The organism is Flavobacterium sp. ACAM 123 (assembly GCF_000264055.1).
Taxonomy (GTDB): domain Bacteria; phylum Bacteroidota; class Bacteroidia; order Flavobacteriales; family Flavobacteriaceae; genus Flavobacterium.
Genome location: NZ_AJXL01000019.1, coordinates 29,880 through 46,209 on the forward strand (window position 1 = coordinate 29,880; position 16,330 = coordinate 46,209).

Annotated in this window: 15 protein-coding genes and 1 pseudogene; 3 read left to right on the top strand and 13 right to left on the bottom strand. The window is 32.2% G+C overall.

The features are described 5' to 3' along the window. Positions 1-129 precede the first annotated feature (129 nt). The gene (locus A3SG_RS0105195) at positions 130-1,440 is read left to right on the top strand and encodes a phenylacetate--CoA ligase family protein (RefSeq protein WP_016988964.1); all 1,311 of its coding nucleotides are present in this window, start codon (positions 130-132) and stop codon (positions 1,438-1,440) included. Here the strand turns inward: A3SG_RS0105195 and A3SG_RS0105200 are convergent. The 6 genes and pseudogenes from A3SG_RS0105200 to A3SG_RS0105220 form a co-directional block, all read right to left on the bottom strand. Continuing rightward, entirely contained in the window at positions 1,424-2,206 is a 783-nt protein-coding gene (locus A3SG_RS0105200; RefSeq protein WP_016988965.1) for a glycosyltransferase family 2 protein, read from the bottom strand. The two genes, A3SG_RS0105195 and A3SG_RS0105200, sit on opposite strands and share 17 nt — an antisense overlap. A 2-nt stretch (positions 2,207-2,208) precedes the next feature. Continuing rightward, positions 2,209-3,051 (bottom strand): annotated as a pseudogene (locus A3SG_RS22895) (exopolysaccharide biosynthesis polyprenyl glycosylphosphotransferase); the annotation flags it as partial. Positions 3,052-3,106: 55 nt separating this feature from the next. After that, complete coding sequence (locus A3SG_RS22900; protein WP_316945179.1) at positions 3,107-3,577, bottom strand: hypothetical protein; 471 nt, start codon at positions 3,575-3,577, stop codon at positions 3,107-3,109. A gap of 408 nt (positions 3,578-3,985) precedes the next feature. Beyond that, a complete protein-coding gene (locus tag A3SG_RS0105210) occupies positions 3,986-4,969 on the bottom strand; it encodes a UDP-glucuronic acid decarboxylase family protein (RefSeq protein WP_016988966.1) in 984 nt (327 codons plus the stop codon). 92 nt (positions 4,970-5,061) lie between these two features. Continuing rightward, entirely contained in the window at positions 5,062-5,784 is a 723-nt protein-coding gene (locus tag A3SG_RS0105215) for a class I SAM-dependent methyltransferase (protein ID WP_016988967.1), read from the bottom strand. 16 nt (positions 5,785-5,800) lie between these two features. Then, positions 5,801-6,931 carry a glycosyltransferase gene (locus tag A3SG_RS0105220; RefSeq protein WP_016988968.1) on the bottom strand — a complete coding sequence of 377 codons (1,131 nt, stop codon included), beginning with the start codon at positions 6,929-6,931 and terminating at the stop codon, positions 5,801-5,803. 150 nt (positions 6,932-7,081) lie between these two features. On the opposite strand from A3SG_RS0105220, the gene A3SG_RS0105225 reads away from it, so the two are divergent. Beyond that, a complete protein-coding gene (locus tag A3SG_RS0105225) occupies positions 7,082-7,465 on the top strand; it encodes a hypothetical protein (RefSeq protein ID WP_016988969.1) in 384 nt (127 codons plus the stop codon). On the opposite strand, the gene A3SG_RS0105230 is transcribed toward A3SG_RS0105225, so the two are convergent. The 7 genes from A3SG_RS0105230 to A3SG_RS0105265 all read right to left on the bottom strand — a co-directional run bounded on the left by A3SG_RS0105230 (position 7,466) and on the right by A3SG_RS0105265 (position 15,942). Then, positions 7,466-8,620, bottom strand: coding sequence for an O-antigen ligase family protein (locus tag A3SG_RS0105230; RefSeq protein ID WP_016988970.1), 1,155 nt, complete (start codon positions 8,618-8,620; stop codon positions 7,466-7,468). It abuts the gene before it with no gap. A 119-nt stretch (positions 8,621-8,739) separates the two neighbouring features. Further along, positions 8,740-9,786, bottom strand: coding sequence for a hypothetical protein (locus tag A3SG_RS0105240; protein WP_016988971.1), 1,047 nt, complete (start codon positions 9,784-9,786; stop codon positions 8,740-8,742). A 10-nt stretch (positions 9,787-9,796) separates the two neighbouring features. Continuing rightward, positions 9,797-11,116 (bottom strand): MATE family efflux transporter, encoded by a 1,320-nt coding sequence (locus A3SG_RS0105245; protein WP_016988972.1) that lies wholly within the window; start codon positions 11,114-11,116, stop codon positions 9,797-9,799. A 94-nt stretch (positions 11,117-11,210) separates the two neighbouring features. Then, positions 11,211-12,191: a hypothetical protein gene (locus tag A3SG_RS0105250; RefSeq protein WP_016988973.1), complete on the bottom strand. Its 981-nt coding sequence runs from the start codon at positions 12,189-12,191 to the stop codon at positions 11,211-11,213. 9 nt (positions 12,192-12,200) lie between these two features. Further along, positions 12,201-13,880, bottom strand: coding sequence for a DUF6909 family protein (locus A3SG_RS0105255; protein ID WP_016988974.1), 1,680 nt, complete (start codon positions 13,878-13,880; stop codon positions 12,201-12,203). 35 nt (positions 13,881-13,915) lie between these two features. After that, a complete protein-coding gene (locus A3SG_RS0105260; protein ID WP_016988975.1) occupies positions 13,916-15,415 on the bottom strand; it encodes a GH3 auxin-responsive promoter family protein in 1,500 nt (499 codons plus the stop codon). Positions 15,416-15,450: 35 nt separating this feature from the next. Beyond that, positions 15,451-15,942, bottom strand: coding sequence for a hypothetical protein (locus A3SG_RS0105265; protein WP_016988976.1), 492 nt, complete (start codon positions 15,940-15,942; stop codon positions 15,451-15,453). A gap of 211 nt (positions 15,943-16,153) precedes the next feature. Here A3SG_RS0105265 and tatA point away from each other — a divergent pair. Next, on the top strand, positions 16,154-16,330 hold a 177-nt coding region (gene tatA / locus A3SG_RS0105270; protein ID WP_016988977.1), incomplete at its 3' end, for a twin-arginine translocase TatA/TatE family subunit.

Sequence of the window (16,330 nt, forward strand, 5' to 3'; positions counted from 1 at the left end):
TCCGCCTTTTAGCGGATGAAGCAAAAATAATTGCTTTTACACGTAATAAATAATTAATTCCCAAAAAGTTGTCGCTTCTACCCGTTTAGTTGTTCTTATGCCTTATTTTTGAATAAACAAAAACTACAAATGCTCCCTCTTTTTGACTTATCGCTTCAATTTAATGGCTACCCGATTGAGGAGGCTAAAGCTGAACTGCAAAAAATCACCGCTTTTACAGCAAGCGAAAAAGAGAATTTCATCGAAAATAAGAAAAAAGAAATTGTAAGCTTTCATTTAAACAACAATCCTTTTTACCAGAAATTAGTTGGTGCAAAATCATTTGCCAATTGGAACGACCTGCCTATTTTAAACAAGCAAAATCTACAGCAGCCTTTAAATGAAAGACTTTCCCACGGTTATTCTCTTAAAAATATTTATGTTGGTACAACCTCTGGCTCCAGCGGAGATCCTTTTATCTTCGCAAGAGACAAATACACTCATGCCTTATTTTGGGCTTCTACCGCTTACCGTTATGGTGGGTTCGGAATTGATTTAAACACGTCCTATCAAGCTCGTTTTTACGGAATCCCTATGAATTTTATTGGTTACCAAAAAGAACGGATTAAGGATTTTTTGAGCAACCGGTTTCGATTACCAATCTTTGACTTATCTGATCCAATTTTGGAGCGTTTCTTAAAACATTTTCGAACTAAAAAATTCGATTACATCAATGGTTATACTAGTTCAATCGTTTTGTTCGCTAAATTTTTACAGCAAAAAAACATTGTTTTAAAAGACGTATGCCCATCATTAAAAGCCTGTATGGTTACCTCTGAAATGCTTTTTGAAGAGGATAAAATACTTTTACAAAAACAGCTGGGAATTCGCATCATCAACGAATACGGTGCGTCAGAACTAGATTTAATCGCTTTTCAGAACCCAGAAGAAGAATGGCAAGTCAATGCTGAAACTTTATTTGTGGAAATTCTGGATGATGATGGTGCTGTTCTACCCTACGGTACGAGAGGGCGCATTGTAATCACTTCTTTGTTTAATAAAGCCCATCCGTTTATTCGGTATGATATTGGAGATATCGGAGTTTTAGATAAAAAAAGTACGGTACAAAAACCTATTTTGAAGCAATTAATTGGGCGCAGCAATGATATTGCTGTTTTACCCAGCGGTAAAAAAGCGCCTGGTTTAACCTTTTATTACATCACAAAAAGTATTATTGAGGATGATGGAAATGTAAAAGAGTTCACAATCAAGCAACTCAAAACAGATACTTTTGAAATTAAATATGTAAGTGATACTGTTTTAAGTCAGTCTCAAATTAAAAAAATAGAAAGTGCAATCGCCTTGTATCTGGAACCTAATTTAACATTCCGTTTTATCCGAAAAGATTTTTTAAAAAGAAACAAACGAGGCAAATTGAAGCAATTTAAGTCGATGGTTTAATTTTCTTGATATAATGTGGTTTTAAAGCCAATTGTGCGCATAAAAAAACCGCCATATAAAGAGCCGCCAGCGCGAAGTTAAAGCCATGAAACCTTCTGTAAACTGCAAAATTATACTTTATCAAATCAAATTTAGAAGTGGAAATTGAGTTTTCCCGAATCCTGTAAAAAGCCAAGCTTTCAGGAACCGGCTTAGCGACTTTTATTTTTTTCAGAATTGTAAGCCAAAGCATCCAATCTTGTCTTTTCCGAACAGACGAAATAGGTATTTTACCAAAGTAATTGACATCATAGATGCCAGTCAAGTTCCCAACATAATTACAGAAAACCAATTGTATGTATGACAGGTTTAGTGGAGCTTCTACCCGTTTTTCTAATGATGTCCCCTCTTCGTCTATGCAATCATAAAAAGAAAAGGTAAACGGTACATTATTCAACCTCATGAATTCCATTTGTTTTTGCAGCTTAGTTGGTTGCCATAAATCATCTGCATCCAAAAAAGAAATATACCTTCCATTAGCATTAGAAAGTCCTTTATTTCTGGCAACACCAGTGCCCGAATTTTTTTCAAGCTGGAAAAAATGTATTCGGTCATCCTTTTCGACCATTTCTAAAATGATAGCTACCGTGTTGTCTGACGAACAATCGTCAACCAAAATAATTTCCCATTTTTCGTAGGTTTGTTTTTGAACAGAACAGATCGTTTCTAAGATAAACTTTTCAGAATTAAAGGTCGGAATTATTATCGATACTAAGGATGTTGCCATTTTTAATATGCTTTTTCTTCTCCTTTATAAATATTAACTATCGTTTGGTGTATTATTTTTAGATCCAGAATCAATGTCCAGTTTTCGATATAAAAAACATCAAATTTTATTCTATTGATCATGTCTCGCTCTGTTTCAATTTCCCCTCTGAACCCCCTAACCTGAGCTAAACCAGTAATGCCGGGTTTAACACAATGCCGCGTTGCATACTTTTTAATTTTGTTTGCATAGGAGAGGTTTTGCGACCACAGGTGAGGACGCGGTCCTACTACAGACATGTCACCAAGGAGTACGTTAAAAAACTGAGGCATTTCGTCTATGCTGCTTTTCCGCATTAACTTTCCTATTTTAGTAACTCTAGGATCATTTTTAGATGCTTCCGTTTCTGTCATTTCATTAATTCTCATGGATCGAAACTTGTAACAATAAAATTCATTTTCATCGATCCCAGGTCGGCCTTGTCTAAAAAACACGGGGCCTTTTGATTCCAGTTTTATTAAAATTGCCAAAATTGGCATCAACCAGGACAATAGCCCAATGATAACAATAATCGAAAAAACAACATCAAATAAACGTTTAAAGATCTTTATTGTAGGATCATTTAAGACTGTTTTCTTTAAAGAGAGAACTGGAAAAGAATCATAATAATCAATTTGTAGATGCTTTGAAAAAATCTCTTTCGAGTCTGGAATAAATTTAATTGTTTTTTTATACTCATCAGAAAAAGCGATTATTTTGTTTAACTGCACATTAGAAACTTCTTTCAAGGAACAGTAAATTTCATCGATTTCATTTTCTATGACAAAGGATTTCAGCTTTTCCAACTTTCCTTTGATTTCCATATTATCTTGTTGATCTGAAAAAAATCCAAAAAAATGATAGCCATAATCACTTCTTGATTCAAAAAGTTTTTTTTAGCCGAATTGCTTCTGGACTATATCCAATGATAATGACATTCCGAAAATTGCTACCAGTTATTATTCTGTATTTTTTTAAAAGATAAAACAGAACGAATTTCGAAATTGAAATTAGAGCAATACTGACAATTATAAAGAAAATTACATTTTTCTCATTAAAAGCGTACTGCTTTGAAAATGGAAAAAAGGCAAGAACTATTAAAAGAAATAAAACGCCTTGCTTACTTATTTTAGCAATAATTTCAGTTGGAGCTGTAAAACGATACACATCATAAAAATGGATAAAGACAGCAACAACGCACCAACCTATTATGAGATAGATAATATAAAACCCAATATTAAAAATTTGATTTTCAAATAAATAAAAGCTTACTATAGAAATAACCATTAAGTCCACTAAGATACTAATGGGTCTGATGTATTTTGAATATCTTCCTATACTAGATGCTGTCATGATTAGCTATTGTGTTCCATACTATTTTTTGACTAATTAACTTTTAAAAAACTACCTGTCATCACTTGATTGCATCGTAAACTGCTTGCAATTATTTTAATCGATTACCTATACTAGAACCATAATGATTGCACTACTTTAATTAAAACTTGCTTTCTAATAACTAAAAACTTCTCAGGGTAAAATAACTAGTAGAAATATCATATAGTAAATATGCTATTAATTTTTATATCTAAAATATAATTATAGTATAATAAAACTATACAAAAGACAAAATGCACTATAAATTCTAATAGTATAAAATTCAACTATCAAATTTTACTTAAAACGCTGTATACTAATACTCGTCCTAGATAAAGTAAAACTATTGTACTCATTTACCTTTTTTCGAAGTCGATAGTACGCCCATTAACTTATATACTTTGAAAAGTCTTTGTGTTCTTCTTTGGAAAGTTCTTCTTTAGACATTGATCTGAAATAATCATAGGTAATTTTCATTCCTTCTCCTCGGCTTACTTTGGCGTCCCATCCTAATATTTCTTTTGCTTTTGTAATGTCTGGTTGGCGTTGCAAAGGATCGTTAATTGGTAAAGGGAAATAAACCACTTTTTGGTTAGTGCCAGTCAGCTTTATAATTTCATTTGCAAAATCTTTGATTGTTATTTCGTCTGGATTTCCAATATTAACGGGATAGACATAGTCTGAATGCAACAATCTAAAAATACCTTCCACCTGATCGTCTACATAACAGAAGGAACGTGTCTGGTTACCGTCACCAAAAATCGTAAGATCTTCACCACGCAGCGCCTGACCGATAAATGCAGGAATAACTCTTCCGTCATTGAGTCGCATTCTTGGACCGTAGGTGTTGAATATGCGTACAATTCTGGTCTCTACTCCGTGAAAAGTATGATAGGCCATCGTTATGGATTCCTGGAATCGCTTAGCCTCGTCGTAAACCCCTCTAGGTCCTATTGTGTTTACATTACCATAGTATTCCTCCGTTTGTGGGTGAACTAAGGGATCCCCATAGACTTCAGAAGTAGAAGCAATAAGAATTCTGGCTTTTTTAACTCGTGCCAGACCTAAAAGATTATGTGTTCCTAAAGAACCCACTTTTAGTGTTTGAATTGGAATTTTTAAATAATCGATGGGACTAGCTGGTGAGGCAAAATGCAAGATATAATCCAACTGACCTGGAACATGGACAAATTTTGTGATATCATGATGATAAAATTCAAAATTTTCGAGTTTGAACAGGTGTTCTATGTTTTTTAAATCTCCAGTAATGAGATTATCCATTCCCATTACGAAATAACCTTCTTTAATAAAACGGTCACATAGATGCGATCCTAAAAATCCGGCTGCTCCGGTAATAAGTATTCTTTTCATACCTCAATTTTATCATTGCAAGGTATAATAAACCAGCAATATTTGTATTATAAAAATATATTCTTTCCTTGAAAAAAGGGAGTTGAGCGTTATTATACATCCTCTATTTTTTCTAAAACAAAAACGTTGTTGAAATAGGCCGTTTGATCAACGGGTAATAAGAAACTAAAAAGAGTAGCAAAAAAATTAAAGAAAATTATAAATGGAACTAAAAAAACTTGTCTGATGTATTTATTACTCGGTAGTATATTCTTGACATAATTTAGACAAAACTGAAATATCACTTCAATATAGTTTCCTGTTTTAAAATTATCATTTATTTTAAAACCATTTTTTTGATATATAAACAGTAAGGCTGGCGTTGTATATCTGGCAAAATCATATGGCATTTCATGTTCTTCCCACATAAAAGGTGTTGTGATTAATGCTTTTCCATTCATTTTTAAAACTCTGTTAAACTCCTTTAAAACCTCTTCAATGTTAAAAACATGTTCTAAAACTTCCGTACATAGTACGGAGTCAAATCTATTGTTTTCAAAGGGAATTACTTTCCCGTCATAAAATTGATCAACTGCACTATAGTCGTCATTTCTTCCCTCCATTTTATAATCAATTCCAATATATTCGTTCACATTAAAAAATAATGCTTTGTAGGGTTTTGTTCCACATCCAAAATCCAATAGAGAGCCACTCAATTGATTAGCATATTTCTTAATTGCAGCATTAATTGATTTCCTTATTAGAAAATTATAATTTATAAAAAAACTTAAAATTCCCGGGTGGAATTTTTCCTTTTGAATTATTTTTTTTAGCATTAGACTTTTTTCGGATTTAAAAACTTTTGGCCTGTTTTAGATAAAGAGATTCTAATTTAGAAACACTATTTTGAATATTATAATTTTCGACGAATGATTGATAGGCATTTTTAGAAAACTCATCAAGTAGTTCTTTATCCATTAATAGCTTTAGGATTTTATTCTTAAAATTAGTTACATCATTATTTTGTACCACAAAACCATTATAACCGTCTTCAATCAAGTCTCTGTTTCCATCACAATCCGTAACTATAGAAGGCTTTGAAAGCGCTAAACTTTCGATTATCGAATAAGGCATCCCTTCGTACCTTGCAGTAGAAATATAGAATTTGCATTTGCTAATAATATTAAAAACATCTGATCTTTCCGTCCAATTTAGGAGTGTAACATTAACGCCCATTCCTAAGGAATCAATAGTCTTTTTCACAGATTCTAATTGTCCAGATACGGGCCCAACTCCCATAACTACTAAATGTATTTTTTGACTTTTATTCACTTCATACAAAACCTGAATCATCAGTTCAATATTCTTTTGATAGGAAGGCCTACCAACAGTACAGATATATATTTCAGGCCACGTTTTAGAAATTGTTAATTCTGCTATTTCTTCTATTGCATTAATTGAATTATCTATACTACATGCCTGTACTTCATTATATCCTACTTCCTTTATCGCCCGGTCCATCTCAGACTTAGAAGTGGCTAACAGTTCAACATTGCCTTTAGAAAACAGCCATTCAATAAAAAGAAAAAGCATTCTTTTCGCTTTCGACTCTGTACTTAAATAGGAAAAAGCATGTGGTGTATATATAACTTTTATACCAAGTAACATTCCAACTATTCGTCCTATGATTCCTCCCTTTGCACTATGTGCATGAATTAAGTCTGGTTTTTCTTTTTTTAAAACTCTACATATAGAAACAATTGCTTTTAAATCGTGTACCGGTGAAATATCTCTAACTATAGAAGTGTTGTATGACTGTACCCTGTTTTTATTCTTATCGAAAAAAAATTGATTCGTGTCGTGATAACCATGAATGACAATACTAGAAAATCTATTATTGTCAATGTTGTCTAAAATTAATCTCATATAAACGTCTACTCCTCCAATAGAGTGGGCTATGTGAGCAATTTTGATTCTTTTCATTAGTCTAATTTTCAATATTTGCTAAAGTAGCCATTATAAATATAGGTACTACATTTTCTGACTTATATATCTTTTCTGTTTGAGCATCATAATTTTATGTGGAAAAAAACGATATTTGTGCTTATTATATTATAATCATACTCATTCAACATGAAAAAATTATCGTTTTTAACAGCCGCTTTTATTATGATGTCATTAGTTTCTTGTGGTGAAAAAAAAGACTCCAAAAAGAATGACAAAGAATTAACAGCTGCAGAAGGCTCAAAGGCTGTAACTGTGGAAGTTTCAGATGTTGATCGTTATGAAGGTAAAATTGTAAAATCTACAACAGGGCAATGGTATTTAATTAAAGAAGGATGTAGATGGAGGACTAATTCTATTGAAGCCACAGATAATTATTTAAAAAAGCTACCCGTTGGGCCTGATTATGTCGATGAAAATGTGGCTGTGGAGATTTTACAACAGTTTCCAGAAGTAGGTGAATTATTACCTGGTTTAAATTTTAAAAAAGATGAACGTAGTATCGCCCAATAATTAGGAGGATTTTTTTTGTGTCTTTATTCTAAAATAAAATGCCGTAAATACAGACATCCAAAAACCACTAAATGCTATTCCGTCAAACCGAATCAAATAATCATCTGTTAGATTAGCAATAAAGAAAAGCATGAAGAATGAAATGACCATGCTGTTTTTTAACTTAAATCCAATGTATCCAATATATCCAATATAAAGTACAACACCTAATAGTCCTAAAACGCCGAACTTGAGTAAAAAATCGAGATACTGGTTGTGAACAGGAAGCTGGTATTTTGTTAAAAACAATTGATTGGTCTGTTTGTAATATTTAAACAATTCGTTTTTGCTGTCTGACGAACCAACACCAAAAAATAGGTGCTCCTTAGTTAAATCTATTGTTGTTTTCCATATCGTTAATCGAGTGACTAATGAACTATAAATCTCTACCTCCGGCCTTTCTATTTGGTCTAACTTTCCAACCATTTCGAGCTTGTCAAAAATCAATCTATTGTATTTTTCTTCCATAAATTGATTGTTCTTTACAAAAACTGCTACTATTAAAAGCATCGCCAAAATAACAACCACAGCGGTCTTAATCATTTTTGAAAAATCTTGTGTTTTGCTAAATTGAAATAGTAAAACTACACTATACGAGAGTAAACTTACTAATAGAGCAATCCTAGTATTGATAATCAACAAAAAAATAAATGATAAAAGAAACAAAACCAAAAACAATAGTTTGCAAAGAATGAATTTTGATGTTTTTACATTACTAATCAAAAAGTATAAATTACATATCGAAACGAAAGCAACGTGCATATTCAGTGCTGGCGCATGCATACCAATGGTCTGCGAAAAATGATATCCCATTTGCCACATGTTCATCCCATAATAAAAACTCAAGAAAAACTGGTTGAATTCAAAATAATACCGAATCAAAAAAAACAATAGCACTACTGTTGTAGTAATAGCATATGCCTTGAGCAAATTATAAAATTGTATGTACTTGTAGTTTCCAATAATAAAAATTGGGAATAACAATAATGAAAGTGATTTCTCTAATGACTTGATTCCTAAAATGAAACTATCATTATTCCAGAAAAAGAGAATCTCTAATAGGAGAGGAATTGCAATTATCAACAGCGAATAAATTGCTTTTCTGGGAAATTCCATTTTTTTTTAAAAAAAACAAACTGTATAAAGAAAAGCCAATTATAATGATCGTACATGGCTTTCGAAATATGATTGTAATCGCAATTAAAAAAAGGAAGGAATTAACTATAAAACTATGCTTATCTTTTAAAGTTTTCATAATATAACGCAAAATATATAATTGGCAAAAAACCTATTTTATGGCGAATAGAAGTCCCTAAATCAGGCTCGAATATTCCTTGAACTAAAAAATAGGAAAATAAAATAAGTAGAGTCCAAAATTCTAAAAAATGTTTTTTTCTATCTTTCAAACATCTCGCTAACTTAATAAATAAAATATAAAAAAGTGTCAGTTCCCAAGCGACAAAAGCTAAAACTTGAGGAGAAAGTAAGTGTTTTAATGCTTGAACTATCGGGATATTAACTGCTAAATAGCCATAAAAAATACCAAATGCTTCACCATACCATGTTTCTTGTGATATTGGAGACATAATTATCGTGTTGACTGTGTTCGCTTTTTCTTCAGCATAATCTTGACGTGTTAATTTTGATAAAAATTCTCCTTTCACTATACCATGGCTAAATGACACAAAAACAGCTATCAAAATCCCTGTAAAAATAGTCGTAAACGCCTTCTTTTTAAAACGGATAAAAGAAATTAAATACATCCCTACAGCAAATATTGGAATTATCAAATAATACACTCGGAAAAAAGAAAAAGAAACGGTCAACAATAACGCATAAATGACCTTTTCCCTATTGGATTTTTTGGATAAAAAGATAAAGGGAATTGTTGAAAACATCAGGAACGTAATAAACTCTTTTGTAGGCATTGACATATATATCCCTAACAGCAAAAAAGCAATATAAAAAACTATATTTTTTACACTAATAATATGAAAATTAGATGGAATTCCTATTCGGTACAGGATATAAGTTGTTATTGAAAACTGAATCACGGCTATTAGAAAAAAGGGCAAGTACTTCAAACCTGTAATCTTGTAGAACATGATTGCAAAAGGATAACTACCTACCCAACCAATTTCATTATACTTATCATATACTATAATTAAAGTATCATTAAAATATCGTTCCGGCAATAAAAAAACAGTCAATGTTGATAGTACTAAGAAAACGCTAAACAGTAGCAGAAACCAAAACTTGTTCTTTTTAATTACTTTTTGCATCTCATGTGTTTTATGTTAAAAATACTACTATTTTATCTTTTTTAAAGATTATGATTGCTGCTATCAAATTCCAAAAAAACATACTTATCACATATGAAAATGCAGCTCCACTCATACCATAAATCGGTATCAGTATTTGGTTTAAAAAAAAGTTTAACACTACTGCAAAAATGAGGATAACCTGAAAAATATTTTGTCTTCCTGTCATATTCATATACACTTGAACTCCCCCAAAAAAAGAGCAAATTCCCTGACCAATCAATAATATCAACAAAGGGTCTCTTGCGGCTAGGTATTCTTTACCAAAAAGCATTAAAATCTGTTTTGACAACAAACAAAATAAAATTACTATAGGTAAAGAAAGACCAAAAATCATTCTTGCGCTATTACGCATCGTTTTTCTTAAATCTGTTATGTTTTGAGCGAAGAAAAGTTCTGCTATTTTTGGCGAAATAGTAATGTTCACTGAATTCATAACGACCAGCAGTAATGTCATTAATTTCACCGCCAAAGCATAAAAAGCCACTGTCTCGTTTCCTTTATATTTTTTTAAAAATATAACATCAAAACTCATCAATAAAAAAATAGCTAACGTACTAATCGCAATCGGATAAGACTTAGAAAAGATATAGCGATATGATATTTGATAACTTGATATTGGTTTTTTATAGATAGCACTCTTATCAAAAACTGTAAGAATTCTGAAAGTAGAAAAAATGGATAAAAATACAAAGCCTATCAAAAATGCATCTACTAAATAGGTTTCTTCATTAATGTAAAACAAAAGCACCGCACCTATGATAACTGATAAATACTTAAAGGTGTTTCTATATAATTCGGCAATATAGACCTGCTCTAAAGCCCTTAAAACCTCTGTGTTAAATAGCGTTAGACTATAAAAAAACAACACAGATGTCGCTTTTAGGATAGCGTAGTAAATTTTATTGTCATTTAAATAAAAACTAATGAATTCTTGCCCGATAATATAGAGTAACGACAGCGTTAATAATGACATTCCTAAAATAAAGAAGATCATTTTAATATACACCCCCTTTAAATCGCTTAATTGCTGACGATTCTTCAGCATTCCAGTAAAGTACAGAATAGATTGATCAGTCCCTAATATGCAGATACTTCCAGTAATGAGCAAAAAAGTTCTGATAAAATCATATTGACCAATTATTTTGGGATCGTAAGTATTTGTTAGAAAAAGAGTAAATCCAAAAAGAACAACTACCCCTAAAACACGCAAAAACATCGTTTTAAAACTTTGTACAAGATCTTTATTAGCAAGCGCTCTTTCAAGGTTGTACTTAATTTTTTCTTTCATAATATCCGTTAAGTTTTACAGGCATTTTTGAGATATTGTGTTCGAATATTTCAGAGTAATGAGCTAAACAGTTGCAAAAACGTTCATCCTCTAATTATATATTATTTTCAAACTTGACTTTCTGTCTCTTATAAAATCGGATAAAAATTGAAAAAATTAGAAATAAAGAAATTAAAACCAACGGCAAAATTAGTTTTAGCTTTCCATTAATACCTTTCGTATTCTTTAAATTGGTAACAATGCTGACATCTTTGATTACTTTATCAGAATTTATTCTTTCTATTCTTTGATATCCCTGTCCTGTTATCAAAGAGTCTTTAGTTTTGATAATATTATTCAATTGCGAGTTTTCATTGTAATAAACCAAATTATTACTTGTTCCTCTTGTATTGTTCTGGGCAGCAGCTAAAAACCCATCGATTTGATTTATTATTAAGTCGCTTTGTTTAATTTTAATCTCAATGTTATTCCTGTTTTCTGTCTTAATTTTCGAATAATACTCTGATGAATTCAAATAAGCAAGCACAGGATTTATAAGCCCTTCGGAAGTTATCATGCTAGAAGTAGAAATATTAACAGCATGAAAAGGGTAATTTTTACTGGTCAAATTAGCTTCTACAATTTTATTTAAATCCCCTTTTTCTGACATTAACTTTATAAGTTCAAAATTTCGCACATTGCTACTGGCAAATTTATAAATGTCTAGAATCGGTTTAATCTCGACGCTGTTAATTTGATTCACATCTTCAAATCCCAATTTCTTCAAGAAAACGGTATCATTTTCCTTTATTTTAGAGTTTAATAAATTAATTTTAGAGTATAAATAGTCATTCGAATTAAAGTTTGGCATTACAATAATTTCACTTTCATAACTTTTGTGGTTGCAGTCTAAATAAAAACCCAATCCAAAACCTATAACGAACAAGAGTAAAAATGTCAAAATGTTATTCTTAATAAATAAGATTCCTTTGAAAATTGTTGTAGCAATCCCTTCAAAAAACACGCCTATTTTTTTAAAAATTTGTGATAAGTCTATTTCCTGATCTTCTTGATTCTGGGGTACGTTTGTACTCATCCTAAAAATTTATTTTACGTTGAAAATCTGTTCCAATATTTTTATGGTAATCAAATAAGTAGGTTTTACACCCGTTGTTCCCAGTCCCCCTGAAGCTAATGTGCTTCCGGTTTCCAAAGGGTTGTCTGAAGCATAATAAGCATATCTCACTTTGAGATCATGGGGAACACTTTTTCTTATTTTAGAGGCTGATTGAATGGCTTTTTGATAATAAGATCCTTCCATTTCTAAACCAATTACCCCCCAAGTTGATTCATGGAAAAACTTCAATAAATCTCTGTTTTGAAGTGAGGTTCCAAGAACAGTAACCATAGGTCCTGCAAAAACAGCAATATCATTGCCTTCAAACATCTTTGCCGTTAATTCATTATGGAAAAAATAATTATCGGCTGTTCCTTCATTGATATGGGCATTCGGAATCATGATGTCTCCTTTCCCTCCTTCAAGAATTCCCGCTTTTCCCATAATAGAAACCGATTCTACATTCAATAAAATATCTTTTTTGAATGGTTTTAATAACTCGTCAATCGTTTCATAGGCTTGCTCTCCAAAAGCATAATCCATTACAATTAATACCGGTTTTTTATCCCCTAATTTAGCCGATGGAAAAGAGCTGTTAGCCCAATTAATTTTTGCAGTATCAAAAATTTGCACGTCAATATTAGTCCCAGACTTATCAGGTATCGAAATCATCCCGTGTTTCAGGGCCACTTCTTCCACTTTGTTTCGCACTTCATGCGCGCCAGATCTACTCAACTCTTCGTAAATAAAGAAATCTGATTTTTCTTTAAACTTGGTTTTTAATACCGTGGTGGCAAAAATAGAATTCATTACACTGTGCATATTGGCACTGATAACATGAATAGGGCGGTCTAATAACTGATTTGCTTTCAAAACTTCCTTTATATTTGTAGCCCATATTTCACCATGTATGTGGTGCCCTAAACGCTCTCTTAAAATAGGACTGAACGTAATGGTACGTTTGTGATTGTCGAGACTTTCTTCTATCGCTAATTTTCCTAACCAAAAAATCACATGTAAAAAACGATCTGGTGCCGCATCTGATCCAAATGCGTCATATATGTCTAACACATCTTCAAAAGTTCTTCCAAGGATATTAGCCGCATGTGAAATCGCCTTTTCTTTTTCTATAAGCGTCAATTTTTTATTCTGCGAAACGGCCAGCTGCAGTTTCATCCAGTCACGCGATACTTCACCAGCATCGTCAAGCAAAACTCGACTTCGTATTTTATGTGATTCAATGAAAATAAAGGTCAAATGGGTCAAAATATCATAGATATCTGAACGGCCTCTCGTGATCTCCACGTTCATTTGTTCTTCATCTATGCGGTAACAATTTCTTTTCCTCTTAGGGGGAATAATTGCCTGAAAATGAGATTTAGAATACCCTTCATCAGAAGTAAGGTTAATAAATCTACATTCTTCAATTCCTACAGGCAGTCGCTCAATAACATACAATAGTCCGTTTAACTCTACTTTTTCTTCTGCAATGTTTCCATATATTTCTGGACGTAACGCTAATAAGGCTTCACGTAACGTATCTCCAGAGATACCCATTGGTTTATAAAACCCCCTGTTGAATAAATGGCGCATTGTAATGTACATTTTTTCAATGGCTGCCGATGATTCTTGTGCTCGGGATCTAGATATATTTTTATTTTCTTTCATTATTATATAGTTTCTAACTTACGAATATACTTTTTTTATTTTATGTTTAATACATCAACAATAGCTCTGTTATCTGAAAGGCGCGGGATCTTATTTTGCCCTCCTAATTTTCCTATCGATTTCATGTACTCTTGAAAGCCGTTTTTGACTACTTTTGTTATCACCGCTTTTTGCAGAATATTGCCTACAATCAAGTCATCATAATACATGTTTTGCTTTCTCATGGCATTGTCTAACGCTTCTTTAAAAGCGGCGTCATCCTTCGGTTCATTTTCAAATTCAATAAACCATTCATGATAAGGCAATCCACTTAAAGGACTTATTTGCGGAGCAACCGTAAACTCATTTACCCGTGCATCAGTTCCTTCCATAGCTTCTTTTAAGGCACATTCTACTTCCTTCCCAATCACGTGTTCCCCAAAAGCGGATATGTAATGTTTGATTCTTCCTGAAACGATAATTCGATATGGTTTTAATGAAGTAAACTGAACGGTATCCCCGATGTTATAACCCCAAAGTCCGGCATTAGTGGAAATTATCAAAACATAATTGACTCCTAATTCTACTTCTCCAATGGTATACCGTCTAGGTCCCGGGCCTTCGGGATCAGAATAAAATTCATCGCTTTTGACAAATTCATAAAATATTCCAGCATTCAACAACAACAACATTCCTTTTTCCTTCTGAGAATCTTGGTAGGCAAAAAATCCCTCCGAGGCTGGAAATAGCTCAATGCTATCCACTTTCCTACCTATTAAATTTTCAAATTTGGCTCTGTAAGGCTCAAAATTGACCCCACCATAAATAAAGAGATTGAAATTTTTAAATATTTCGCCTACGGTCTTCCCTCCTTTTTGTTGCAAACGCTCAAAGTACATTTGTACCCAAGAAGGAATTCCTGAAATTACGGTCATGTTTTCATCAAAGGTTTCTTCGACAATGGCATCTATCTTGGTTTCCCAATCTTCAATACAATTGGTTTCCCAAGAAGGCATTCTGTTTTTTTGCAAATATTTAGGGATAAAATGAGCTACAATTCCTGACAATCGCCCAAATTTTATTCCATGTTTTTCCTCTAAAACCGGGCTTCCTTGCAGAAAAATCATTTTTCCGTCCACAAAATTAGCCTTACCTGTTTCATGTATGTACAATAGAATGGCATTTCGAGCCGCTTCGATATGATAGGGCATGGATTCCTTAGTAAGCGGGATGTATTTTGCTCCAGAAGTCGTCCCTGATGTTTTAGCGAAATAAAGCGGTTTTCCTTTCCAAAGAATGTTTTCTTCTCCTTTCACCACTTTTTCAATATAAGGTTTTAAGTCTTCATAATCCCGAACTGGAACATGTTTAGCAAAGTCTTCAAAAGTTTTTATTTGATCAAAATGATGGTCTAGTCCAAATTGGGTCTTCTTCGCTTCCTTAATTAATGATGCAAAAACAGCTTTTTGACTGCTAACAGGATTGGTAGCCCAAGCTTGCGTTTTCGTATAGATTTTTTGTGCAAATAATTTTGCTGCTATAGATTTTATTGACATTTTTGTTTCTTTATAAAATAACAATGTACTATTATTTATTTCGATTTTTTAGAAAGTGTGGCTTTTTCTTCTTTTGCAACTTCTTTTCTTAGTTCCAATTCTTCCTCTGATGCCGATAATTTTAATTGCGGCACAACTTCTTCACTGGATGAAAGTATGGAATCTTTGTTAAATTTTGCGTATTCTAATTCTCCGGTGAGCACTTTTTGAATGGATTGAATATAGATCTCGTTCTTCTTTAATGCGATGGTTAATGAATCTGACTTTAAAGCTAATTCAGTAGCATCCCTTTTTAATTTAGAAGAAGAATACCCTGGAATAAATTCTCTTAAAGGGGTAAAAGCAATTATAAAAGTGGTGACTGAAATCAAAAAAATAGCGCCAACTGTCGCCACAACAAAAACATTCATTAAGGTTAATTTTAAAGAAAATATTTCTTCAAAAGTATCCTCATTTAAAATAACCAAGCGGTTTTTTGTGAATAATTTACGGTGCAGTTTTTTTCTTTTCAATCTTTTTCCTGACATACATTTTCTTTATGCTACAAATATAATAATTAATGTCAACCAAAGTGCTTTGGTCTCTTAGTTCAACTTAAATCCTGTCGTCGGTGTCATTTAATACATTTTTTGCTTAAACTGAATTAAATAATAGTTAAATTAAATTCAGTTTAAGTTATTCTATTTACCTTTGTCATAAGATTTATTACAAATTTGCTTCGGCATAAACTATTCAATCATGGGAAGATTTGGTGTTACAGAAATCCTAGTTATATTAGCAGTTGTTTTATTACTTTTTGGAGGTAAGAAAATTCCAGAATTAATGAAAGGATTAGGAAGCGGTATTAAAGAATTTAAAAATGCCGCTAAAGAAGAGTCTTCTACTGACAAGAAAGACGAAACTGAAAATGAAAAA

Excerpts from the sequence above, each read along its gene's own strand:
- A3SG_RS0105195 (WP_016988964.1), top strand. The coding sequence starts at position 130 with ATGCTCCCTCTTTTTGACTTATCGCTTCAATTTAATGGCTACCCGATT.
- A3SG_RS0105200 (WP_016988965.1), bottom strand. The coding sequence starts at position 2,206 with ATGGCAACATCCTTAGTATCGATAATAATTCCGACCTTTAATTCTGAA.
- A3SG_RS22900 (WP_316945179.1), bottom strand. The coding sequence starts at position 3,577 with ATGACAGCATCTAGTATAGGAAGATATTCAAAATACATCAGACCCATT.
- A3SG_RS0105210 (WP_016988966.1), bottom strand. The coding sequence starts at position 4,969 with ATGAAAAGAATACTTATTACCGGAGCAGCCGGATTTTTAGGATCGCAT.
- A3SG_RS0105215 (WP_016988967.1), bottom strand. The coding sequence starts at position 5,784 with ATGCTAAAAAAAATAATTCAAAAGGAAAAATTCCACCCGGGAATTTTA.
- A3SG_RS0105220 (WP_016988968.1), bottom strand. The coding sequence starts at position 6,931 with ATGAAAAGAATCAAAATTGCTCACATAGCCCACTCTATTGGAGGAGTA.
- A3SG_RS0105225 (WP_016988969.1), top strand. The coding sequence starts at position 7,082 with ATGAAAAAATTATCGTTTTTAACAGCCGCTTTTATTATGATGTCATTA.
- A3SG_RS0105230 (WP_016988970.1), bottom strand. The coding sequence starts at position 8,620 with ATGGAATTTCCCAGAAAAGCAATTTATTCGCTGTTGATAATTGCAATT.
- A3SG_RS0105240 (WP_016988971.1), bottom strand. The coding sequence starts at position 9,786 with ATGCAAAAAGTAATTAAAAAGAACAAGTTTTGGTTTCTGCTACTGTTT.
- A3SG_RS0105245 (WP_016988972.1), bottom strand. The coding sequence starts at position 11,116 with ATGAAAGAAAAAATTAAGTACAACCTTGAAAGAGCGCTTGCTAATAAA.
- A3SG_RS0105250 (WP_016988973.1), bottom strand. The coding sequence starts at position 12,191 with ATGAGTACAAACGTACCCCAGAATCAAGAAGATCAGGAAATAGACTTA.
- A3SG_RS0105255 (WP_016988974.1), bottom strand. The coding sequence starts at position 13,880 with ATGAAAGAAAATAAAAATATATCTAGATCCCGAGCACAAGAATCATCG.
- A3SG_RS0105260 (WP_016988975.1), bottom strand. The coding sequence starts at position 15,415 with ATGTCAATAAAATCTATAGCAGCAAAATTATTTGCACAAAAAATCTAT.
- A3SG_RS0105265 (WP_016988976.1), bottom strand. The coding sequence starts at position 15,942 with ATGTCAGGAAAAAGATTGAAAAGAAAAAAACTGCACCGTAAATTATTC.